23 protein-coding genes and 1 pseudogene are annotated in these 22,930 nt (G+C 57.3%); 8 read left to right on the top strand and 16 right to left on the bottom strand.

The genetic code is table 11. The features are described 5' to 3' along the window. Positions 1-78: 78 nt before the first annotated feature. Positions 79-1,266 carry an MFS transporter gene (locus HKK52_RS05120; protein WP_169369838.1) on the bottom strand — a complete coding sequence of 396 codons (1,188 nt, stop codon included), beginning with the start codon at positions 1,264-1,266 and terminating at the stop codon, positions 79-81. 254 nt (positions 1,267-1,520) lie between these two features. Then, positions 1,521-3,110, bottom strand: a complete 1,590-nt coding sequence (locus HKK52_RS05115; RefSeq protein WP_123410456.1) for an ABC-F family ATPase — start codon at positions 3,108-3,110, stop codon at positions 1,521-1,523. A gap of 483 nt (positions 3,111-3,593) precedes the next feature. Here HKK52_RS05115 and lpxO point away from each other — a divergent pair, with 483 nt between their 5' ends. Then, positions 3,594-4,493, top strand: a complete 900-nt coding sequence (gene lpxO, locus HKK52_RS05110; protein ID WP_169369837.1) for a lipid A hydroxylase LpxO — start codon at positions 3,594-3,596, stop codon at positions 4,491-4,493. 142 nt (positions 4,494-4,635) lie between these two features. Here lpxO and ligD read toward each other — a convergent pair whose 3' ends face one another. Then, positions 4,636-7,143: a DNA ligase D gene (gene ligD, locus HKK52_RS05105; RefSeq protein ID WP_169369836.1), complete on the bottom strand. Its 2,508-nt coding sequence runs from the start codon at positions 7,141-7,143 to the stop codon at positions 4,636-4,638. A gap of 33 nt (positions 7,144-7,176) precedes the next feature. After that, entirely contained in the window at positions 7,177-8,052 is an 876-nt protein-coding gene (gene ku / locus HKK52_RS05100; protein WP_133839703.1) for a non-homologous end joining protein Ku, read from the bottom strand. Between the two features lie 202 nt (positions 8,053-8,254). Between ku and HKK52_RS05095 the strand changes: the two genes are divergently transcribed. Next, a complete protein-coding gene (locus tag HKK52_RS05095; protein WP_169369835.1) occupies positions 8,255-8,569 on the top strand; it encodes a hypothetical protein in 315 nt (104 codons plus the stop codon). 51 nt (positions 8,570-8,620) lie between these two features. Further along, on the top strand, positions 8,621-9,772 hold the full coding sequence (locus HKK52_RS05090; RefSeq protein WP_169369834.1) for a PQQ-dependent sugar dehydrogenase: 1,152 nt from the start codon (positions 8,621-8,623) through the stop codon (positions 9,770-9,772). A gap of 152 nt (positions 9,773-9,924) precedes the next feature. Here the strand turns inward: HKK52_RS05090 and HKK52_RS05085 are convergent, their stop codons facing one another. After that, a complete protein-coding gene (locus tag HKK52_RS05085; RefSeq protein WP_169369833.1) occupies positions 9,925-11,025 on the bottom strand; it encodes a GNAT family N-acetyltransferase/peptidase C39 family protein in 1,101 nt (366 codons plus the stop codon). Between the two features lie 92 nt (positions 11,026-11,117). Between HKK52_RS05085 and HKK52_RS05080 the strand changes: the two genes are divergently transcribed. Beyond that, a complete protein-coding gene (locus HKK52_RS05080; RefSeq protein ID WP_169369832.1) occupies positions 11,118-12,692 on the top strand; it encodes a RimK family protein in 1,575 nt (524 codons plus the stop codon). A gap of 7 nt (positions 12,693-12,699) precedes the next feature. Continuing rightward, positions 12,700-13,623 carry a magnesium transporter CorA family protein gene (locus tag HKK52_RS05075; protein WP_169369831.1) on the top strand — a complete coding sequence of 308 codons (924 nt, stop codon included), beginning with the start codon at positions 12,700-12,702 and terminating at the stop codon, positions 13,621-13,623. Here HKK52_RS05075 and HKK52_RS05070 read toward each other — a convergent pair. Next, positions 13,604-13,936 (bottom strand): DUF2834 domain-containing protein, encoded by a 333-nt coding sequence (locus HKK52_RS05070; protein WP_169369830.1) that lies wholly within the window; start codon positions 13,934-13,936, stop codon positions 13,604-13,606. The two genes, HKK52_RS05075 and HKK52_RS05070, sit on opposite strands and share 20 nt — an antisense overlap. Positions 13,937-14,193: 257 nt before the next feature. Between HKK52_RS05070 and ilvA the strand changes: the two are divergent. Beyond that, positions 14,194-15,189, top strand: a pseudogene (ilvA, locus tag HKK52_RS05065) (threonine ammonia-lyase, biosynthetic); the annotation flags it as partial. A gap of 31 nt (positions 15,190-15,220) precedes the next feature. Here ilvA and HKK52_RS05060 read toward each other — a convergent pair. Both HKK52_RS05060 and eco read right to left on the bottom strand, forming a co-directional pair. Beyond that, positions 15,221-15,526: an NIPSNAP family protein gene (locus HKK52_RS05060; RefSeq protein ID WP_169369828.1), complete on the bottom strand. Its 306-nt coding sequence runs from the start codon at positions 15,524-15,526 to the stop codon at positions 15,221-15,223. 211 nt (positions 15,527-15,737) lie between these two features. Then, positions 15,738-16,220, bottom strand: coding sequence for a serine protease inhibitor ecotin (eco, locus tag HKK52_RS05055; protein ID WP_169369827.1), 483 nt, complete (start codon positions 16,218-16,220; stop codon positions 15,738-15,740). Positions 16,221-16,605: 385 nt separating this feature from the next. On the opposite strand from eco, the gene HKK52_RS05050 reads away from it, so the two are divergent. Then, on the top strand, positions 16,606-16,875 hold the full coding sequence (locus HKK52_RS05050; RefSeq protein ID WP_169369826.1) for a DUF1652 domain-containing protein: 270 nt from the start codon (positions 16,606-16,608) through the stop codon (positions 16,873-16,875). Here the strand turns inward: HKK52_RS05050 and HKK52_RS05045 are convergent. The 3 genes from HKK52_RS05045 to HKK52_RS05035 form a co-directional block, all read right to left on the bottom strand. Continuing rightward, the gene (locus HKK52_RS05045) at positions 16,872-17,267 is read right to left on the bottom strand and encodes a hypothetical protein (protein ID WP_169369825.1); all 396 of its coding nucleotides are present in this window, start codon (positions 17,265-17,267) and stop codon (positions 16,872-16,874) included. The genes HKK52_RS05050 and HKK52_RS05045 overlap by 4 nt on opposite strands. A 91-nt stretch (positions 17,268-17,358) precedes the next feature. Further along, positions 17,359-17,628: a DUF2790 domain-containing protein gene (locus HKK52_RS05040; RefSeq protein ID WP_169369824.1), complete on the bottom strand. Its 270-nt coding sequence runs from the start codon at positions 17,626-17,628 to the stop codon at positions 17,359-17,361. A 194-nt stretch (positions 17,629-17,822) separates the two neighbouring features. Then, on the bottom strand, positions 17,823-18,371 hold the full coding sequence (locus tag HKK52_RS05035) for a hypothetical protein (RefSeq protein ID WP_169369823.1): 549 nt from the start codon (positions 18,369-18,371) through the stop codon (positions 17,823-17,825). Between the two features lie 374 nt (positions 18,372-18,745). Here HKK52_RS05035 and HKK52_RS05030 point away from each other — a divergent pair, with 374 nt between their 5' ends. Then, positions 18,746-19,042: a hypothetical protein gene (locus HKK52_RS05030; protein WP_169369822.1), complete on the top strand. Its 297-nt coding sequence runs from the start codon at positions 18,746-18,748 to the stop codon at positions 19,040-19,042. 24 nt (positions 19,043-19,066) lie between these two features. Here the strand turns inward: HKK52_RS05030 and HKK52_RS05025 are convergent, their stop codons facing one another. From HKK52_RS05025 to HKK52_RS05005, 5 genes are read right to left on the bottom strand one after another with little or no spacing between them, the layout of a single operon-like run. Continuing rightward, positions 19,067-19,735 (bottom strand): YcxB family protein, encoded by a 669-nt coding sequence (locus tag HKK52_RS05025; RefSeq protein ID WP_169369821.1) that lies wholly within the window; start codon positions 19,733-19,735, stop codon positions 19,067-19,069. 41 nt (positions 19,736-19,776) lie between these two features. Then, on the bottom strand, positions 19,777-20,556 hold the full coding sequence (locus HKK52_RS05020; RefSeq protein WP_169369820.1) for a PoNe immunity protein domain-containing protein: 780 nt from the start codon (positions 20,554-20,556) through the stop codon (positions 19,777-19,779). 7 nt (positions 20,557-20,563) lie between these two features. Further along, positions 20,564-21,340, bottom strand: coding sequence for a PoNe immunity protein domain-containing protein (locus tag HKK52_RS05015; protein ID WP_169369819.1), 777 nt, complete (start codon positions 21,338-21,340; stop codon positions 20,564-20,566). After that, positions 21,337-22,128 (bottom strand): PoNe immunity protein domain-containing protein, encoded by a 792-nt coding sequence (locus tag HKK52_RS05010; protein ID WP_169369818.1) that lies wholly within the window; start codon positions 22,126-22,128, stop codon positions 21,337-21,339. Before HKK52_RS05010 ends, HKK52_RS05015 begins: the two co-directional genes overlap by 4 nt. Further along, positions 22,121-22,918 carry a PoNe immunity protein domain-containing protein gene (locus tag HKK52_RS05005; protein ID WP_169369817.1) on the bottom strand — a complete coding sequence of 266 codons (798 nt, stop codon included), beginning with the start codon at positions 22,916-22,918 and terminating at the stop codon, positions 22,121-22,123. The genes HKK52_RS05010 and HKK52_RS05005 overlap by 8 nt, the downstream gene beginning before the upstream one ends. Positions 22,919-22,930 lie beyond the last annotated feature (12 nt).

The raw sequence follows: 22,930 nt of genomic DNA, 5'->3' as shown, positions 1-22,930 counted from the left end.
GGCTGACACGACCTCTGTCGGAGCAAGGCTTGCCCGCGATGGCGATTTCACGGACGCCATTACAGGGATAGGGGGGGATCAGGCCATTGCGCGGCGTTTGAGCATCAGCGTCAAACCGAGCCCGGTCACCGACAACAATGCCGCGCAAAAGAAAATCCACGAATACCCCAGGTTCAACGCCACCGCGCCCATCAGCGGCCCGGCAATCGCCAGCGCCAAGTCAAAAAACACCGCATAAGCACTCAACCCCGCGCCACGACTGGAGTTGGGCACCTGCTTGATCGCTTCGACCCCCAGCGCCGGATACACCAGCGACAGGCCAAACCCGGTCAGCCCGGCGCCGATCAACGCGTAGCCGGTGGACGGCGCGAGCCACAGCAGCACCAGGCCCACGGTCTCGATGGTCATGCAGGCAATGGCCGAGGTGAAGCCGCCGAATCGGCTGATGCTGGAAATGAACAACAGCCGCGACAGAATGAAACACACCCCGAACACCGTCAGGCAATACGCCGCGCCGCTCCAGCCGCGATTGAGGTAATACAGGGTAATAAACGTGGTGAGGGTGCCGTAGCCGATCGACGCCAGGCTCAGGCTCGCGCCGAACGGGGCAATGCGCCCGAACACGTTCCAGAACGGCAGGCGTTCCCCCCGAATCACTGGCACCGACGGTTTGTTGCGGATCAGCACCAGTGCCCCCAGCGCCAGCACCGACAGGACAATTCCCAGGCTTTCAAAGCCGTAATTGTCGACCATCACCACGCCCAGCGGTGCGCCAATGGCGATGGCGCCGTAGGACGCGATACCGTTCCAGGAAATCGAGCGCGCGGTGTGTTCTGCACCGACCTGGCCCATGCACCAACTGATGGTACCGACGCCGATCAAGCCCTGAGCGATCCCCAGCAGCAACCGACCAGCAATCAGGATCATCAGACTCAGCAGCGGCAGGCTTTGCAGCAAGGTCGAGAGCAACGTCAGTAAACCGCTCAACACAATCCCCGACAACCCGTAAACAATCGCGCGCTTGGTGCCGACGCTGTCCGACATGCGCCCAGCCATCGGCCGGCTGAGCAAGGTGGCCAGGTATTGGCAGCCGATGGTCAGCCCCGCGATGATCGCGCTAAACCCCAGCTGTTCATGGACATACCCCGGCAACACCGCAATCGGCAGGCCGATGCAGAGGAAGGCGATAAAGGTATAGAAGACGATAGAGACGATCTGCAGGGTGATCGCCAGGGAGCTTTGCGGGGGCAGTGGCTGCGCAGACATGAGGGCTCGTTCGCGGGCGGCGGTGGGAGACCTGCATCATGGCGTGGGCCGGGAATAAAAGGAAGCAGGCTAACTATGTTCTCCGCACAGATCGTTCCCACGCTCTGCGTGGGAATGCAGCCCGGGACGCTCCGCGTCCCATTGGAACGCGGAGCGTCCCTTGAGGCATTCCCACGCGGAGCGTGGGAACGATCGATCTTCAGGCAAAAAAAAGCCCCGTCACCAGGACAGGGCTTTTCAATTACAGCGGACGCTTAGAAAACCACGCCTTGGCTACGCAGGTAATCATCGTACGTACCGCTGAAGTCGATCACGCCGCTAGGGCTCAACTCGATAATGCGCGTAGCCAACGACGATACGAACTCACGGTCGTGGCTGACGAAGATCAACGTGCCCGGGTAGTTCTCCAGCGCCAGGTTCAGCGCCTCGATGGATTCCATGTCCAAGTGGTTGGTCGGTTCGTCCATGATCAGCACGTTCGGCTTCTGCAGGATCAGCTTGCCGAACAGCATGCGACCTTGCTCACCACCGGAGATGACCTTGACCGACTTGAGGATCTCGTCGTTGGAGAACAGCATCCGGCCGAGGGTGCCGCGAACCATCTGCTCGCCGCCCTGGGTCCATTGGCCCATCCAGTCGAACAGGTTGCAGTCGTCTTCGAAGTCGTGCGCGTGGTCCTGGGCGTAGTAGCCCAGTTCCGCGGCGTCGGTCCACTTGACGGTGCCGGCGTCCGGGGTCAGTTCATTGACCAGGGTGCGCAGTAGGGTGGTTTTACCGATGCCGTTCGGACCGATGATCGCTACGCGCTCGCCGGCTTCCACCTGGAAGCTGAAGTCCTTGAACAGTGGCTTGCCGTCAAAGCCTTTGGCCATGCGCTCGACGATGACCGCCTGACGGTGCAGCTTTTTGTTCTGTTCGAAACGAATGAACGGGCTCACACGGCTCGAAGGCTTGACCTCGGCCAGTTGGATCTTGTCGATCGCCTTGGCGCGGGAAGTAGCCTGCTTGGCTTTCGAGGCGTTGGCCGAGAAGCGGCTGACGAACGATTGCAGCTCGGAAATCTGTGCTTTCTTCTTGGCGTTGTCCGACAGCAGTTGCTCGCGGGACTGGGTCGCCACGGTCATGTACTCGTCGTAGTTGCCCGGGAACAGGCGCAACTCGCCGTAATCCAGGTCAGCCATGTGGGTGCACACGCTGTTCAGGAAGTGACGGTCGTGAGAGATGATGATCATCAGGCTGGAGCGCTGGGTCAGAATGTTTTCCAGCCAGCGGATGGTGTTGATGTCCAAGTGGTTGGTCGGTTCGTCGAGCAACAGCACTTCAGGATCGGAGAACAACGCTTGAGCCAGCAATACGCGCAGTTTCCAGCCTGGAGACACTTCGCTCATCGGGCCGAAGTGTTGCTCGATGCCGATACCCAGGCCCAGCAGCAGTTCACCGGCACGGGATTCGGCGGTGTAGCCGTCCATCTCGGCGAACTCGGTTTCCAGCTCGGCCACGGCCATGCCGTCTTCTTCGGTCATTTCCGGCAGCGAGTAGATGCGATCGCGCTCGGCCTTGACCTTCCACAGCTCTTCGTGACCCATGATCACGGTGTCGATCACGGTGAATTCTTCGTAGGCGAACTGGTCCTGGCGCAATTTACCCAGACGCACGTTCGGCTCGAGCATGACCTGGCCGCCGGACGGCTCGAGATCGTTACCGAGGATCTTCATGAAGGTCGACTTGCCGCAACCGTTGGCGCCGATCAGGCCATAGCGGTTGCCCGCGGCGAACTTGACCGAAACGTTCTCGAATAACGGCTTGGCGCCGAACTGCATCGTGATGTTAGCTGTAGAAATCAAAGGTTTTTCCTGCGAAGCATTCAGAGTAGCTAGGGGTGCGGCAGTACCGATTCAGTACCCGGTTCCGTTATCCGATCCACGGGACATGCATCCCGGTCAGAAGCGGAAGGTCCATCTGGCAATAAGTGGACAGCAGCAATGGAGCGCTTGGCCCGAGTCGAAGTGCGCTGAGGCGGGGGTCATTCCCGTCATCAACCAAGGGGGGCGCGTAATGTTTGGCGGCGATTGTACTGGTCTGGCTCTTTAAACGATAGGGCGTTGAGCCTGCGCGGGCACTTTGGTGGCATCAGTGGACAGATTTTCACATCTGGATGCTAACTATTTGTTACAAATCGTGGCTAAAATGCCAGCTATCAATCCAATGCCATTTTGGCATCGGCTCAAGGACGTGCCACCTGGACCGCTGTTTCGTATTCAAACACTGCGCCAGACCGCTTGGCCGGCTAGGCGCAGTTTGCTCTCTTCTGACTTGTGACGATTGCCGTGAAACTCATCATTGCCGCTATTTATGTTGTCTCCATCGCGTATGTTCACCTGCGCGGTCGCGTGCGCCACAAGCTGGGCCGCCAACTGAGCGACCACTCGACGTTTCTGGCGCCGATCAATTGCTTCCTTTATATGTTCTCCAAACTCCCGAGCAAGCCGTACCTCAACCCAGCCGACTTCCCGGACCTGAGCCCGTTGCAGGCGCACTGGGAAGAGATTCGCGCCGAAGGCCAGAACCTGCTGCGGGCCGGGGAGATCAAGCGCTCGAACCAATACGATGACGTCGGTTTCAACTCGTTCTTCAAGAGCGGCTGGAAGCGTTTCTACCTGAAGTGGTACGGCGACAGCCACCCTTCGGCCGAGAAGCTCTGCCCGCGCACCACTGAACTGGTGCAAAGTATCGGCTCGATCAAGGCCGCGATGTTCGCCGAGCTGCCACCGGGTTCCAAACTGGTGCGCCACCGCGACCCGTATGCCGGCTCCTATCGCTATCACCTGGGCCTGGAAACGCCGAACGATGCCGGTTGCTACATCAACGTCGACGGTGAGAACTACCACTGGCGCGACGGTGAGGCGGTGATGTTCGACGAGACCTTTATCCATTACGCCGAAAACACCACCGACCAGAACCGCATCATCTTGTTCTGCGATGTCGAACGGCCGATGAAGTACCGCTGGGCGGCGGCGTTCAATGCCTGGTTCAGCCGTACCGTGATGTCGGCGGCGGGCGCGCCGAACGATGCGGGCGACAAGACGGGTGGCATCAACCGGTTGTTCACCAGAATCTACAAGGTTCGTTTGCGTGGCAAGGAGTTGAAGAAGCGTAACCGTGCCCGTTATTACCTTGAGAAATGGGCGATTTTTGGTGGGTTGTTGGCGGTTTTCGTTCTGATCTGAGTTTTGCATTCGGGCGTCTGACGCCTTCGCGGGCAAGCCTCGCTCCTACAGGGTTTTGCGGCGTTCGAATAACGGGTGAGCGACACAAGCCCTGTAGGAGCGAGGCTTGCCCGCGAAGAGGCCGGTAAACTCACCACAACACCTACGGCTTCTTGCCCCCCAACTGCTTCCACATCTTCGCCGTAATCTTCTGCCGATTGGCATACCCCGCCCACGGATCAGCTTTCAACCCTTCCAGCCGCTCGAGCAAATTGACCACGGTCCATTCCTGCGAGCCATGCAGCGCCGTCAATTCCTCCCGCGCAATCGGCACCGACACCGGTAGCCCCGGCCGTGCCCGCACAGAGTACGCCGCCACCGTACTGGCCCCGCGGGTATTGCGCAGGTAATCGACGAAGATCTTGCCCACCCGGTTTTTCGGGCCCATGGTCGCGGTGATCCGTTCCGGCAACTGTTGCGCCATGAACTGGGCGATGGCTTTGGCGAAACCCTTGACCGTGTCCCAATCATCCTTGCGCGCCAGTGGCACAATGATGTGCATGCCTTTGCCGCCGCTGGTTTTCAAAAACGCCTCCAGGCCGATTTCATCGAGCACCGACAGGGTCAGTTGTGTGGCTTCGACCATGCTTTTCCATGGCAGCGCGGGGTCAGGGTCGAGGTCGAGGACAAACAGGTCGGGGGTTTCGATCTTGTCGTGCGTCGCGCCCCAGGTATGCAACTCGATCGTGCCCATTTGTGCGGCACCGATCAGCGCTTGCACCGTATCGATTTCCATCAGGCGTGCATGCCCAAGGTCGATATTCGGGTCCAGGTGCTTGATGTTGGGGATCGCCAGCCGTTCGGCGTGTTTCTGGAAGAACTGTTCGCCTTCGACCCCTTCCGGCGCCCGCAACAGCGACACCGGCCGGTCGCGCAGGAACGGCAGGATCCACTGGCTGATGCTTTCGTAGAACTGCACCAGTTGCAGTTTCTGCGTGCCACTGTCCTTGTCGATAACGCGATCGGGGTGAGTAATCTTGACCCCGGCGACGGTACTGTCCTTGCTGCTGGTTTTCTTTTCGTTCACGGGTTTGTTCGCCTTGGGAGATTGTGGTTGTTCACGCACGATCTCGGTCGCCGGTTTATCAGTGCGCATGGCGATGAAGGCCGCTTGGCGGACCACGCCTTCGCGGGTCCATTCGGCGAACTCAGCCTCGCATACCAGCGTCGGTTCCACCCAGTGCACGCCTCGGGCCTGCGCCGCTGTCAGCGACTTGTCCAGCGGCGATGTTTTGCGTTCGATTTTCTGCAATTGCCCATGAAACAGCTTCAGGTTGGCCTGATTGAACCCGGTGCCGACCCGCCCGGCATACACCAGCCCTTTATCGTCGTAGACACCCAGCAACAGGGCGCCGAAACCACTGCGCGAACCTTGCGGCGCGGTATAACCGATGATCACGAACTCCTGGCGCAAACGGCATTTGAGCTTGATCCAGTCCGGGCTGCGGCGTGACACATAAGGGCTGCCGGCGCGCTTGCCGATCACGCCTTCCAGGGACAGCGCACAAGCACTTTCGACGATGTCCTGATGGTTCGCGGTGAACGCTTCCGAGAAGCGCAGTACCTGCCGTGACTTGCGACCCAAGGCTTTTTTCAGCGCGGCACGGCGGTCTTCCACCGGCAATTCGCGCTGATCAACGCCGTGCAGGAACGGCGCGTCGAACACGAAATAGACAATGTCGACCGAGCGCCCGATCTCGAACGCGTTCTGCAACGCCTGGAAGTCCGGAAAGCCTTTGTCGTTCAGCACCACCACTTCGCCATCAAGCCAACTGCCGTCGAGTTTCATCTCGGCCAGGGCCTTGGCCTGCAGCGGCAATTTGGCGGTCCAGTCGTGGCCATTGCGTGTCAGCAGCCGCACCTCACCGTTGTCGATGCGCGCGAGTATGCGATAGCCGTCGAACTTGATTTCATAGCGCCAGTCACCGGCCGGGGCCTTTTCCATCAGTGTGGCCAGTTGCGGGCTGAACGTTTCGGGCAGGGTGGTCGGTTTGGCTTTTTTAACGGTTTTTTTGACGGCTTTTTTGGTGGTCTTATCGCCCACGGTGGCATCACTCAATACGCTTTTGGGCAGCTCGGCGACCACGTCAAACTCGCTGATTGGCCGTGCCTGTTGATCCTTCTCCTTGATCAGCAGCCATTGTTCCTTGTCGCCACTGCCGCGCAAGTGAGTGCGCACTAACGCCCAATCGCCGGAGAGTTTTTCGCCGATCAGAGTGAATTTCAGCTTGCCGGCCTTGTAGGTTTCTTTCGGGTCGCCAATCGGTTGCCAGACGCCGTGGTCCCAGACAATCACATCCCCTGCGCCATATTGGCCTTCAGGAATGCTGCCCTCGAAGGTGCCATAACTGATCGGGTGGTCTTCGACGTGCACCGCCAGGCGCTTTTGCGTCGGGTCCAGGCTAGGGCCCTTGGGCACCGCCCAGCTTTTCAGGGTACCGTCGAGTTCCAGGCGAAAGTCGTAATGCAGGTTGCGCGCATCGTGTTTCTGAATCACGAAACGCAAGGCCGAGGCGGCTTTCTTTCCACGTTTGGCCGGCGCCGCTTCGGGCGGTTCCGAAGTGATCTCGAAGTTGCGTTTGCGCGTGTATTCACTCACCGGTTTAGCCATGGCGGACTACCTTGTGCTGCGAGTTTCGGGCCGTCAGCCGCGAGAACTCTTCGTGGCTTTTTTCGCCGGGGCCGGTTTGGCGGCGGCTTTGCGCGGTTTGGCCGCTGGTTTGGCGGCTGCCTTGCCGCCGAGGCTGCGTTTGAGCAACTCGGTCAAATCGATAACATCAGCGGTTTTGCGTTCTTCTTCGCCGCTGGTGCTCTCGACATCCTCGATCTTGCCTTCATGGGCCTTTTTCTCGACCAGGGCCATGATCTTGTCTTCAAAGCTGTCGCGGTAATCCTCGGGTTTCCAGTCGGCGCTCATGTCTTCCACCAGGCGCTTGGCCATCTCCAGTTCACCCTTGGCCAGCTCGGGTTTGGTCACTTCACTGCCCAATGCCAATTCATCGAGGCTGCGCACTTCCGCTGGCCAGCGCAACATCACTAGCACCATGGCCGACTCCAGCGGCATCAGCGCCGCCAGGTGCTGACGGGTGTGCAGCACGACATGGGCGAGGGCGACCTTGTTGGTTTTGCTCAGGGTTTCACGCAGCAGCGCATAAACCTTGCCGCCACGTTTGTCCGGCGCCAAGTAATAAGGTGTGTCGATGTTTTGCAGCGGGATCTGCTCACTGTCGACAAAGGCAAAGATGTCGATGGTCTGGGTCGACAGTGGGTGCGCCGAGCGGATTTCCTCTTCGCTAAGCACCACATAGCGGCCTTTTTCGTAGGCCACGCCTTTGACGATGTGTTCCTTGGTGACTTCCTTGCCGGTGACCTTGTTGACGCGCTTGTAGCCCACCGGGTCCATGCTGCGGCTGTCGAGCCAGTCGAAATCCACCCCTTGGGAGGAGGTGGCCGAGACTAGTGCTACAGGGATGTGCACCAAGCCGAAACTGATTGCGCCTTTCCAGATTGCCCGGGCCATCGTCGTCTACTCGCAAGTGATGATCAGGTGACCTGCGGCCCGGCGCAAAAGTTTCAGCGGCTTGCGCCCAAGCCCTGCGGGGGGATCAGCGGTGCGGCAAACGGGTGTTACATCTGTGAAGGAGGTTTCAGTTAACAAATGCGAACCTCGGGCGTAGCGTGGCATCGAAGACTCTATTCCCGCATCCGCAGTGAGGCTCCCCATGAACAGATTTGTGCTCGGTTGCACCGTGTTGGCCTTGAGCGCTTTGCTCGGCCAGGCGGCCCAGGCCCAGAGCCCGACGGGCAGCAGCAACAACAATCCCTACAACAGCCCGATTCACCGGGCCAATCCCAACAGCATGCAGGGCACGCAGCCGGCCACTCGGCAGCCGACGTTCGCGCCGACGCCGCGGCCGCCAACCCTGGAAAACGGTGGCATCGGCAACCGCTATCCCCAGGACAAGTCAGCGCCAAGCGCGCCACCGAAATTCATTCCCAACTCACCGCCCCGTGACTCGGACAGCAGCAACCGTTGAACGGCAGGACTGAGGTTCTGTCAGCCATTCGAACGACAAAAGGAAGCGTGCATGTTGCGTAAAACCCTCCTGGCCACCTTCTGCGCCAGCGCACTGATCACCGCCGCGGCGCCTGTTTTCGCCGCGCCCACCCAGGAACTGAAAAGCGAACAAGGCACCCTTGAAGTCACGCCGATTACCAAAGGCCTGGAACATCCGTGGGCCCTGGCGTTTCTCCCGGACAGCAAAGGCATGCTGGTGACCGAACGGCCCGGCAACCTGCGAGTGGTCACGGTCGATGGCAAACGCTCGGCGCCGATCAGCGGCGTACCCAAGGTTTGGGCCAAGGGGCAGGGCGGTTTGCTCGATGTGGTGCTGTCACCGGACTTCAAGCAGGACCGCATGGTCTATCTGTCCTATGCCGAGGGTGGCGGTGAGGGCGACAAGGCCGGGACGGCGGTCGGTCGCGGGCGTTTGTCCGACGACCTGACCACCCTCAAGGATTTCAAGGTGATCTTCCGCCAGGAGCCGAAGCTTTCCGTCGGTAACCACTTCGGCTCACGGCTGGTGTTCGACCGTGACGGTTATCTGTTTATCACCTTGGGCGAAAACAACGACCGCATGACCGCCCAGGACCTCGACAAGTTGCAGGGCAAAGTCGTGCGGATCTACCCGGACGGCAAGGTGCCGGATGACAACCCCTTTGTCGGTCAGGCTGGCGTCCGCCCGGAGATCTGGTCCTACGGCCAGCGTAATCCGCAAGGCGCGGCGCTCAATCCGTGGAACGGCACGCTGTGGGAAAACGAACATGGCCCCAAGGGTGGCGACGAAATCAACGTCATCGAGCGTGGCAAGAACTACGGTTGGCCACTGGCAACCAACGGCATCAACTACTCCGGCCAACCGATCCCGGAGGCCAAGGGCAAAACCGCCGAAGGCACCGTGCCGCCGCACCATGTCTGGGAGGTCTCCCCCGGCATCAGTGGCATGGCGTTCTACGATGCCGATCGCTTCAAGCCTTGGCAGCACAACGTGTTTATCGGCGCGCTGGTGAGTCAGGAACTGATTCGCTTGCAATTCGATGGCGACAAAGTGGTGCATGAAGAACGTTTGCTGGGGGAACTCAAGGAACGGATCCGCGATGTACGGCAGGGCCCGGACGGGTATTTGTATGTGCTGACGGATGAGGAGGACGGGGCGCTTTACAAGGTTGGGTTGAAGTAAAGTCTCTGCGCTGATCGTGCTGATCGTTCACACGCTCCGCGTCGCTGATCGTTCCCACGCTCCGCGTGGGAATGCAGCCAGGGACGCTCTGCGTCCCAAAGCGTGACGCGGAGCGTCACAAGAGGCGTTCCCACGCAGGAGCGGGGGAACGATCACTGGTGGCGGGCATACAGGACAACCGCCGCCCGAAGTTTCCCCCGCCCAAAACTGCACATCTTCTCAAACTCCCCATGACTGACCGGCAAATGCTGGCAATCCATGGGCTGTCGATGCTGGCTGTGATCCACATCCGGATCATGCAGATACACAAACTCTTCGTCGCAATCGGTCACCATCACCCAATGCGGCGCCTTGGAGCGGGTCAGGCGATAACTGCTGATCAGCACCAATGGCTGACCGCCAGCGTCCAACAACCGTGGCAAATCCAACGTCCCGCCAATCACCCGCTCCACATCTGTGTCCTGCAACTGCGCCGTGAACTCTTCGTGCACCAAACGCATTACGTCCTTTTTATGCTCATCGCGCACGCCATCGAGAAACAACGGCCCGGCCATGCTCAGTTGCAACCGCACCCGAAACCCGCGGCGCCACGCCGCCAACGCCAAACCTTGCGGGCTGCAACCACCGTGCCCCGAGGTCATGAACACCGTGGTCGCCTCGCGCCAGATTTGCAGTTCCTCGCGCCGCTCCAGCAATCGTCCCTGTTGCAGCGCACCCATGGCCATCAGCAAACACGCCGGGCCGCAGGTGAAGTCAGTGGTCTGCCGATACCAGGGCACCTGGATATTGCGCGAGTCGCGGTGCTGGAGGATGCGTTTCTCCAGGCGCAGCGCGTCGGCGTGGTCCTGGTAATAGTCATGAATCAGCGCAAACCGCCGGTAACCGTTGCGCTCATACAGGGCAATCGCTGCCGGGTTGTCGATGCGCACTTCCAGGCGCAGGTAAGCACAATCGTGCTCAAGGGCGCAGGCCTCGACCCGCTCCAGCAACTGTTTGCCCAAGCCGATGCCTCGAGCCTCGGCAGCGATGGCAATGGAATACAGCCGCGCCAGCGATGTGCCTCGGTGGAACAGCACCACCGCGTAGCCGAGCAGTGCATCAGCGTGTTCAGCCACCAGCAGTTGCCCATTGGCCTTGGTGATCATCCACTGAAAACTGCGACTGTTGAGCCGATCCGTGGTGAAGCATTGCTCTTCGAGTTTGAGCAACGCCGGTAAGTCTTCAACTAGCGCCAGGCGAAAGACAGGATTCATATGACCACCGTAAAAGTTACGTAACGAAACGGGACTTTCAAAAAACTTCGTGCTTAATAGGAAAGGTCTTGTTCTCCAACGGATCAATCACTATGTCAGCGGTACAAGGTCATTGGCGCGAAGTATCCGAGCAAAGTTTGCCGGCGGCAACTTATTTAAATGACGCGGTTAGCACTTCAAGTCAGTTGATTATCATCGTCGAACGCAAGGAAGACTGGGCGTCCTATTTCCCCAGTGAAGACATCGTCACGGCCCAGGAATACCTGGAGCAAACCCGCGACAACGAGCAGGGCAAGCGGGTACAGGTGATCAACCTGTGCCGCAGCTACAAGTACCTGGGGCACGGTTATTACTGCTCGCTGCTGGCCGAAGCCCGGGGGCACAAGGTCATTCCATCAGTGCGAACCATCAGCGAGCTGACGCGTAAATCGCTGTATGGCCTGGCCCTGGACGATCTGGATAAACCGCTGGAAAAAGCCCTCAGTAATCATCTTTACAGCGATACCGAAGGCTTTACGCTAACGCTTTATTTTGGCAAGACTAATATTGAGCCGTTGCAGGATCTGGCGCGGCAGTTATTTGAGGTTTTCCCCTGTCCGATATTGTTAGTTGAATTCAGAAGAACTAACGGCTGGCACATCGAAGGTATAAAGTCCGGCGCCTTGCACAAGTTGCGTGAAGATCAGGAAGATCAATTCGCCAACGCCCTGGACAGTTTCAGCCGCAAGATCTGGCGCATGCCGCGCTCCAAGCGTCTGGCTCGCTATGACCTGGCGATCCTGCATGACCCGCAGGAAGCCTTGCCGCCGTCCAACGCCAAGGCCCTGGACAATTTCGTCCGGGTCGGCAAAACCCTGGGCATCGACGTCGAGCTGATCGAGCGCAAGGACTACGCGCGCATCGCCGAATACGACGGGCTGTTGATCCGCGAGACGACAAGCGTCGACAACCATACCTACCGTTTCGCCAAGAAAGCCGAGAGTGAAGGGCTGGTGGTGATGGACGACCCGACGTCGATCCTGCGCTGCACCAACAAGGTCTACCTGACCGACCTGCTGAAAAGCCACCAGTTGGGCATGCCCGTCACCGAAATCCTCTACAAGGAACGACCGGAAGACTTCGAACGGGTCGGCGAGCGTCTGGGCTTTCCGCTGGTGTTGAAGATTCCCGACGGCTGCTTTTCCCGGGGCGTGATCAAGGTCGAAAGCCAGCAGGCGTTGCTCGAAGCCACCGCCGAATTGTTCGAACACTCGGTGCTGTTGCTCGCTCAAGAATTCTTCTACACCGAATACGACTGGCGCATCGGCGTGCTCAACCGCAAACCGATCTTCGCCTGCCAGTACTTCATGTCCAAGGGCCATTGGCAGATCTACAACCACAAGGCCAAGGGCCAGGACATCAACGGCGAATGCCGCACCCTGGCGGTCCACGAAGCGCCGCGCGCGGTGGTGGAACTGGCGGTGAAGACCGCCAACCTGATTGGCGATGGCCTCTACGGCGTCGACCTCAAGCAGTCCGGCGACAAAGTGGTGGTGATCGAGGTCAACGACAACCCGAACATGGACGCCGGCATCGAAGACGCCTATTTGCAGGACGATTTGTACTCGCTGGTGCTGGAAGAGTTCGTCCGTCGCCTGGAACTCAAGCGTCGCGGCCAGGCCTGGTGATTGGCCGATGATCAAGAGCTTTCAACTGACCCAAGGCGCCTTGCACGCAGTCGAACGGCTGGACGCCGAAGTGATGCTGTTCAGCAACCCCGACGCCGCCGAGCGCGACTTGCTGCACAGCCATTTCAAGCTCGATGAACACGCCCTGGCCTCGGCCCTGGACCCCGACGAGGTGTCGCGCATCGAGTTTCACCCCGACAACCTGTTCCTGATCTGGAAACGTCCGGAAAACTATTCCGGCGCTGGCAGCCTGGCGTTCGAGGTGTCGTCCTGCGGCCTGCTGTTCTCGCCGGGCCGCTTGCTGGTGATCGCCACCGACGATTCGCCGTTGCACGGGCTCGGCACCCGGCAACGGCTGAACACGCCGCTGGATGTTTTGCTGGATCTGCTGTTCAACAACATCCATCACTATTTGGGCCACCTCAAGGTGATCAAACTGGTCGCCCGGGAGCTGCAGCAGAAATTCAACGCCTCGATGGAAAACCAGCACCTGATCCAGATGTTCAACCTCAGCGAGAGCCTGATCTATTACATCAACGCGATCCACAGCAACGGCGCGGTGCTGACCCGGCTGCGTAACCACGCGGAAAAGGAACACTTCAGCGCCGAGGCCATCGGCCTGATCGATGACCTGATCATCGAAAACAACCAGTGCTACAAACAGGCGGAAATCTACTCCACGGTGTTCTCCGGGCTGATCGACGCCCGGGGCAACCTGATGAACAACAGCATGAATAACCTGCTGCGCAAACTGACGCTGATCAACGTGGTGTTTTTGCCGTTGAATTTGATTGCGAGCATTGGCGGCATGTCCGAGTTCAGCATGATGACGGCCGGGACGCCGTGGTGGGTTTCCTATCCGTTGTTCTTGACAGCGATGATGCTCGGGGCCGGGGTGATGGTGCTGGGGCTCAGGCGGCTGGCGAAGTGAGCGCCTTGCGCCGATCCTGCAAGCCACGCACAACCAGGTACAGCAACGGCCCGATCGACACGAAAATGGCGGTGAGCAAAAGATAGGGAATCACGGACAGTGCTGACTGGCCGCGTTTGCGCGCATCGCGGTACATCCAGATGCCCGCCAGCGTCGCCAGCAGATAAAGATCAATCACCACCTGCGCCGTATCCGGCCGCGACATCAGGCTGATCCCGAAGTCAATCAACGACTGTTCGGCCTGCAGCATCACCGACACGGTGTAGCCAGCAAACGCGAGCAAGGCAAGCAGGGGCAGGGCGACAGACTTCATGGTTTCCATCCTTGGGGACAATGAGCAGAGTCGCCAGCCTACAGAGCCCCGGCGAAATTGGCCATTGACTTGCCTGCGGCGCCCGGCTAATTTCCAGCCATGACTTCCACCGTATTGCGCTGCCAGCCAAGCATTATTACCGCCATTCCTTATTTGGCGGGCTAGCTCACGACTGCAGCACCCAACCCGCCCTAGAGGCGGGTTTTTACTTTCTGTCTCCTGGGTTTTGAATCGACGCAGGTCGTGTGAAACAGGAGATGAGCATGAACAGTACCGTCGCCCAGCAGGCCTTGCTTGAGCACTACGTAAAAAAGATCCTCGCCGCGCCGGTGTATGAGCTGGCGGTGCGTACGCCGCTGCAACCGGCGCCGGCACTGTCCGAGGCGCTGGGCAATCAGATCCTGCTCAAGCGCGAAGACCTGCAACCGACCTTTTCCTTCAAGATCCGTGGCGCCTACAACAAGCTGGTGCAGCTCAGCGATGAGCAAAAGGCCCGCGGCGTGATCACTGCTTCGGCTGGCAATCATGCCCAAGGCGTGGCGTTGGCGGCGCGGGAATTAGGGATCGCCGCGACGATTGTCATGCCTTGCACGACGCCGGAGTTGAAGGTGCTCGGTGTGCGCAGTCGTGGTGCCGACGCAGTGTTGCATGGCGAGAGTTTTCCCTTCGCCCTGGAATACGCCCTGAACCTGGCGCAGCAATCCGGTCGCACCTTTGTCTCGCCCTTCGACGACCCGGACGTGATCGCCGGGCAGGGCACCGTCGCCATGGAGATCCTGCGTCAGCACCAAGGGCCGCTGGACGCGATCTTCGTCCCGGTGGGCGGCGGTGGCTTGATCGCCGGCATTGCTGCGTACGTCAAATACCTGCGCCCCGAAGTGCGCATCATCGGCGTCGAGTCGGAGCATTCCGCGTGTTTGCAGGCGGCGTTACAGGCGGGTGAGCGAGTGGTTTTGCCCAATGTCGGTACATTCGCCGACGGCGTGGCGGTGGCGCAGATCGGCGCTTATGGTTTCGAGGTGTGCCGGTTCTGTGTCGATGACGTCATCACCGTCAGCAACGACGAACTGTGCGCGGCGATCAAGAACATTTATGACGACACCCGCTCGATCACCGAGCCTTCCGGTGCCTTGGCCGTGGCCGGGATCAAGCAGTACGTGGCGCAGACCGGCGTCCGGGGCCAGACGTTGGTGGCCATCGACTCGGGCGCCAACATCAATTTCGACAGATTGCGCCACGTCGCCGAACGCGCCGCGGTGTGTGGCGCCCCGGCGTGAGCGCAAGTCAGGCCAGCATTGGGCGCAGGAATGTGCGCTCGTAGCTGACGATAAACTTCTTCTCCACCAGCGAGGCCACCAGCGCGGTACTTTCCGGATCGGTCATCGCGATGTGGCGATAGCTTTCGTAGTCTGCCAACGACGGAAAACTGAACAGGCAGTAAGCGATATTGCTCGCGCCCTCGGACGGCAGGAAGTAGCCGTGATGAGTGCCGCCCAGGCGTTCAACGATACCGAGCCAGGCATGGGCGTAGGCTTCGAACTCGGGCAGTTGATACGGATCGATCACATATTTGACGTGGCAAGTAATCAAAAGAAGCTCCTGTAGAACATGGCGGCAGTGAAAGAAATTTCGCCGCACCGCACGCTATATGTAGCAGCTGGCGCAGCCTGCGTTCGGCTGCGAAGCAGTCGCGAAATAAGACGACGCGGTATATCAGTAAGACCGCGTAATCAGCTTTCACGACTGCTTCGCAGCCGAACGCAGGCTGCGCCAGCTGCTACAACAACAACAATGGATCGGGCTACTCCTGGACGGCTTTCTCGACTTTGCTCGACGCCGTCCAGATCCGATAACGAACCTCCACATCCTTGGGCACGTAAAGCACGATCGGCAGCTTGCTGTTATAGCGCAGCATGAACCCGTCACCGACCACCGGCACAAAGTCCTTTTTGGTCTTGCCATCGGGGCAGGCCATCATCGTGCTCATCGGCCCGATCACCGTTTCCAGCCGATAAAACGGATAACCCCAACCCTCCAGATTCTTCTCTACGAGCATCCCGCCCAAGCGCTGACGGTTGCAGTCCACGGTCAACGTCTTGCCGGCCAGAATCTCGACCTGATAGCCGTCTTCCTGGGTTTGTGGCGCGAGGTGGATGACTTGGCGAGTAAAACCGCTCTCAGCCTTGGGATACGGCGCGACTTCTTCGAGTTTCGCGGCGTGCGCGTTGCACGACAACCCCGCAACTATTAGCCCAACGGTCGTGTTTAAGGTCAAAGAACCCATGATGCCTCCTTGCGTGTGAGTGGGGTCAGCGGATACTGAAATATCGGGTAGCATTTTTACTGCCGAACACGATGAATGCAAACCCACTGCTGATACCTGCATATTGCAGGGCTTTTACCGGCCCTTCTTGCATCTTGCATGAGGGCAATCTGATGGCGCGCAGCCTAAACCTTTGATTTGCCGACGAGGTGCAGAGCGAATTCTTGGGCATGTTTTATGCTGTAGCTGGTCTTAAGCTGACCGACGACTTCATACGAGTCAGCGTTGCTACGAGAGAACGGCCAGGTAATGAAATGTTCAGGCTCGCAAGGAAGACAAACGGGTTTTTTCAGTACCGACCGATGATTATTTTGATTGGCAGTCTCACATTAAGGAGAGGGTCGCCATGTTTCTTTCTGCCCTGGAACTTCGCAACATCATTGAAAGCAGCTTCCTGCCGAAGCGCTGTCAATGCACGCTAACGCCTGACTTGTCGATGACCATAAAAGTGTATGCCGACACGCACACGGATCAGCTGGATCTGATGGTGACCGGTATCAACGCCAAACACTTGAATGGTTGTCGCGAAATCAACGACCTGATTGCCGAACTTCGATCAGACATGCAGCACAGGGCATCCGCCCAGACACTGCATCCGGATCGTAAAGCGCTTTAACCCGCCGTTTCGAGCTCGACCGATACGCGCCGGGTCTGGAAAAATCCCAGACCCAGCGCCAGTTCGACCCCGACCGCCAGCAAAATACCTGGCCCGGCATGGCCATTCAGCCATTCGCCGAAGCCCAGTGCTGCCAGCCCCCAGCAGCCGACAATAAAACCATTGCTCAGCGCACTGCGAGTCGCGGACGGCGCCTCGTTGCGAACCAGATAAAACATTACCCCCAGCGCCGCAAACAGTACTGCGCTACGTCGCGCGACCAATCCCGCCGCCGACGAATACTCGATACTCCAGACCGCCAACAACTGATCCGGCATCAAGCCCCACACCAGCGCCAGCACGAAACACAGCGCGGCGGTGAACGTCGACAACGTACGAAACGATAACTGCATGGCGAATCCTTGCGGCAGTGAGGGAGGCGCCCAAAGCATAGCGCCAGAACCCTCACAGGCAAACCGCAAAGCGCCGAATCAGAGCCTTCTGTCAGTTCTGATAACTGCAGGCGTCAGACAATTTCCGATAGGTGATTTCCGACGGCTTGCCGGTCGCGCTGTCGATGTATTTCATGTCTGCCGTAACCACTTTGCAGTCCAGCGTCGATGGTTCGTTCAAGGCAATCACCTTGCCCACGTGCAGCGGCATGCCGTACTGGTACGGAGTGGCCTGGGAAGTTGAAGCGTCATTGGCTTGGGCCAGACCGGCGAATGCGGTGCAGGTGAGGGCGGTGGAAATCAGCAAGGTGCGCATGTTCATGGAAAGTCTCCGGTGCAGGCTTAAAGTCAGCTCGACGTGTAACGCGTCGAACCTGCCGCACTGGGCATCAGGAGTGTCTGAAGGCGTGCGGTCCAGTAAAGTTTTGGACCGCGGCGTTAAGCGATGGTTAACCCGGTTGAACGCCACCTGTCGTAAGGCAGTTTCTGACAGAGGTTTCATGTGGGACCGGTAAGTTAGTTGTTGGAACGCCTCTCCAAGTGCACGACTTTAAAACCGCGCGTCTCGGGAAGCGTGTCAATGCCGATAGCCGTTTCAGCCTGGCCTTTGCCGGCCACGTAGTCATAGAGCAGCAACTTCGTCGGCACTTCATAGCCTTCGTTTGGCATGACCAGGCGCATTTGCTGCGGCCCCAGATAGAGCCAACGGGGCAGGGCCTTCTCGGCGAAATCGATTTGCTCGACGCTGTGCGTGATCGGGTTTTTGCGCAGCACGACGCCTTTCATATAGGGCGAGCCATATTCGAGGGCGAACATCAGGGTGGAGGACACGCACTTTGCCAGGACGATGCGGCCGATGAAGTCCTGTTGGGGCATGTCGGTGAAGGCGATGTGGGTGTTGCCGTCGAGTCTTATGAAAAGACGATGGCCGTCTTCGGCGGGTTCGGCCAGCAGCGATACCTTGGAGTTGCCGGCTAAAGGGCAGGTGAGGATGGTCTTGAGCGGTTGCGCGTAGGCGGGGGTGGTTAGCAAAGCTGCGATCAGGTACGGCCAAGGTGATTTCATTGGGGCGGGAATCCTTTCGGTTGTTGGGTCCTACATTGCTGCCCGTGAGTCGTAAAAAATCCTAAGAAAGCTTCGCCCCGTTCCTACAAGCTTGGGCGCTTTGTCGACTTTCGCCTAGTGGGTTCCAGCGGGTACTGTTTGGGCATCGCTGCAAAATCAGCGAACAGGTTTGGTCACCTGATAACACTGCACATATGTGCCATCATTCGCGCTGCGGACTTCTACGTTTCGCAGTGCGTTGCAATGGTGGCTGTGTGCAGGACGCTTTCGAGCGAGCCGTTTTGAGTGTTAGCGGTTGACCAAGCCTGTACACAGCCGCCTCCATCGTTTGGTCACGGTGCTGGCGATTACTAATTAATGCTCGAGTAATTACTATGCCAACGCTAAATCCTTTTCCCGATCGCTATCGTTCAATCAAAAGCAGCGTCACTGATTCAAGTCCCATGGTCATCGACACCGAGGCCAATCCCCAAGACATTCTCGAAGCCGCACTCCAACGCATCCGTGCCTCCAGCAACTTGCTGGAAACGTTGCATTGCCAGTGCTTCAAAAACGGTGACGTCCAGGACATTCCACACCTCACCCACGCGCTGTATCTGCTGACACAGGACGGCTGCGATCTATTGCAAGTCGCGCAGCAACAGATGCTGGGCTGGACAGCGCCAGCCTGACGCCTGCTGAAACACGCCTGCCTTCTACGAGGCAGGCGTTAACACGGCAGAGGCGGGTACCCGGCTCAAGAACAGCGCCAAACCTTGCTGATACTGCTCGGCGTCCATCACATCGCTGCGTTTGGGAATGTGATAGGCCTTGTCCTTGCGATCCGACTCAGCGCAGGCCACCGAGTAAAAGTCAGGCGTTTCCTTGAGACGCACAATCTTCCCCCAAGCCAACCCGCCTTTTTCGCCCTTGGCATTGATCAGACTGAAACCCTGATCGTCGAGCAGCAGGCGATACGCGCCCTCAGCAGCCTTGAGGTTAATACGCAGTTTGGCTTCGATAAGGCGCTGATTCGTGCCGCGCAAAGGCGTGCGCGGCTTGGCACCGCTGGCGGCCATACGTGCGCGCAGGTGGCCCAACCATCGACTGGAGAAGAACCACCAAAACACCGCGAAGATCGCCCCGAACAACACCATCGTGATGATCTTCTGGGGGGTGAACTGGCGCTCAGGAAAATAGATCGCCAGCATCCCGCCGACCAGGCACAGTACAAACAACAGCGGGGCGAGCAGACGTTCCTGCAAGCGTGCGACGTAACCCATCAGTTGGGCCTGCTGCTGATCATGCTTGAGCATTTCGCGCTCCAGCTGTTCGCCGACCCTGATCTGGGTGTGCTCGGGGGTAATGGTGAATTGCAGTTCCATGGCGTTGAATCCGAAGTCCGTTTCCTGAAGAGGGCGGGAGTTTACGTGTTTGCGGTGTTCCTGGCATAGGCAACCAGGTCTTTGGGATAAACCATGCTATCGATTTGGCTGTCGTCGATACCGTATAAAAAGGCAATGACGCCTGCTTCAAAAGCCCAGTAACCGACGTAGTTGCCATCGTCGTCTTCAATGTCCAAATGACTGTCATGCCAATTGGTTTGCAGCGTGGCGAAAGCGGGATACCACGCTTCGCAATAGTGCTTTAACAAGTGACTCGATTCTTCAGGTTCGGTGGCATACATGGCCCGAATCAGCGGCGTGTAGAGGTCGTGGAACCACTCGTCCAGATCAGCGCGGCCAGGTAAATACTTGCGCAGAAGATCTTCGTAGAGCGTGTCTTCGAAGGCGTATCCCCCGCGATCTATCAGGGCGACGAAACGAGTCAGCAAGTCGGTGCGATGCAACAAAATGCAAAGGCTGATGACTTGAACGCACTCTTCATAGTGTTCAGGCCAGTCATCAATGGCCAAGGGTGAAATATCAGGTTCGCGTTCCTCGGCAGCCAGCGCTTGTTGGTAAATCTCGTAGCTATTTATCAGCTTCTCCAGCCGGGGAATAAGACTGTCAATCGGCTCGCCTGCTGTGTAACTGATCAGCAAGGCATTAAATGCCGCCTCCTTGAAGTACCCCGTGCGCAATGCATTCTCCTGGTCTGGAGAGTCTGCCTGCATCGTCCCTGCCCAGCGCGATTCGGTCGTATCGTAGAGATGGATGGACTTTTGATAGTAGGAGTCGGCGATGAAATGCTGGCGTCTGTTCATGGCGATGCTACGCGATAGGGGGGATGTGGTTTCTGGCGAATTCAACCAACGCTTTTGGATACACCATAGGGTCAATGTTGCTGTCGTCGATGTCGTACAGAAACGCAATGGCTCCCGCTTCCAACGCCCAGTAGCCAACGTAACTGCCTTCGTCGCCATCCTTGTGCGAATCATACCAAGGGGCTTGATCAAAGGACGAATACCAATTTTCACAGTATTTTTTCAATAGTTCGGGTGCGTTGTTTTTATCTTCGACGTAAATCGCTTGAATTAGCGGGGTGTAAGCGTCGTGATACCACTGATCGATATCTTCACGGTCGGGAAGAATCTTGATTAGCAGATCTTCATAAAGCGTATCCGTGCCTGCATAACCGGCATTATCTATCAGCAAAACGAATCGCTTTAGTAAGTCTCGCCGATGCAGAAGGATACACAGACTGATCACCTGCAAACATTCCTGGTACTCGTCAATCCAGTCATCAATTGTCAGCGGCGTGATGTTTTCTATCTGTTCATACTGAGCTAGCTTTTGTTGCAGCACCTCATAGCTATCTACCAACTCCTCCAGCAGAGGTGGCAAGTTGAAGATCTCTTCTCCAGCGGTATAACGCATTAAAATATTGTTCAGATAAAGCGTTTGAAAATGCCTGGCTCGTAAAGATTTTTCTTGCTCGGGAGAGTCGGCTTGAAACAGCTTGTCCTGCCAAAATATAAACGACTCTTTATAATTGTCTAAAAAATTATCGTATCTCTGCTCGGTAAGGAATTGTTGTCTTTTTGTCATGTGTCTTTACTTTGGTTTAAAGTGGGGTTGTGGCTTCTGGCATAGTCGACTAAAGCTTTCGGATAAACCATGTGCTCGACTTTACTATCATCAATGTCGTATAAGTAAGCAACTGCAGCAGCTTCAATAGCCCAATATCCTACATAGCTGCCTTCGTCCCCATTCAAGTGCGAATCGTGCCAAGGAGCGTGGCTAAATGCCGCGTACCATTGTTCACAGTAATCCGTTAGTAACTGAGACGCCTCGGCTTTTTCATCTGCATAGATAGCTTCGATTAAAGGAGTGTAGACATCGTGGTACCACTCATCGACATCCTCTCGGTCGGGTAGCCGTTTGCGCAGCAAGTCTTCGTAGAGCGTGTCCTCACCCTTGTAATTTGCATCGTCTACAAGCTTGGCAAATCGTTTGAGCAAGTCCGTTCTGTTGAGCAGGATGCACAGGCTAAAGACTTGTACGCATTCTTCAAATTCATCTGGCCAGTCATCAATGGCAAGGGGCGAGATGTTGATTACCCCCTCGTAGATCGAAAGTTTTCTCTGACGCTCTTCGTAGGCTGATATCAATTCTTCAAGCAATGGCACCAGCGAATGGATTTCCTCTCCCGCTGTATAGGAAATAAATAGTTTTCTTCGCACCACACTTTTGAAGTGAGCAGCCCTGAGGGACGCTTCTTGTTCGGGAGAGTCCGACTCGAATGTGTGGGTCTTCCAGAAAATTTTGGTCTCTTCGCTGTAAGCCAGGAAGTTCGCGTATCGGGTCTCAGTGAGGAATTCTTGTCGTTTATTCATGACGACCATGTAAGGGATCAGCAGTTGTTTTATGGTTTCTGGCGTATTCGACCAAATCTTTCGGATATACCATGTGATCGATTTTGCTGTCGTCTATATCGTATAAAAAGGCGATGGCGCCTGCTTCCAACGCCCAGTAACCGACGTAGTTTCCATCCTCTCCTTGATGGTGGGTGTCATGCCACGGGGCATGTTCGAAGGCGCAATACCATTGCTCGCAGTACTGTTGAAGCAGCTCAGAAGCCTCTTCTTTACTGTCGACGTAGATTGATTGAATAAGAGGCGTATAGACGTCGTGATACCACTGGTCGACATCGTGCCGGCCAGGTAGAACCTTCTTCAGCAAGTCTTCGTAAAGCGTGTCGAAACCTGCATAGCCCGCATTGTCCATGAGCCTGACGAATCGAGGGAGCAGGTCGGTGCGGTGTAACAGAATGCACAGGCTGATGACCTGAGCGCCTTCTTCAAATTGATAAGCCCAGTCATCCATCGCTAAAGGCGAGATATCCGGGGATTCCTCATATATTGCCAATGTTTTCTGGCGTACTTCGTACTTTGCAATCACATCCTCAAGCAGAGGAATAAGAGAGGCTATGTCCTCTCCGCCGGTATAGGCGGCGAATAACCTGTCACGTGCCAGGGTTTTAAAGTAACTTGCACGAAGAGAGGCTTCCTCCTCGATCGAGTCAGATTTAAATGTATTGCTTTTGAAGAACTCTATGACTTCGTCGTGTTCGCGGAGGAAATTTTCATAGTGTTTTTTACTGAATAGATGTTGTCGTACGTTCATAGATGTTATGTC

Source organism: Pseudomonas sp. ADAK2, assembly GCF_012935755.1.
Lineage (GTDB): Bacteria > Pseudomonadota > Gammaproteobacteria > Pseudomonadales > Pseudomonadaceae > Aquipseudomonas.
This window is presented reverse-complemented; position numbering and strand designations above follow the sequence as displayed.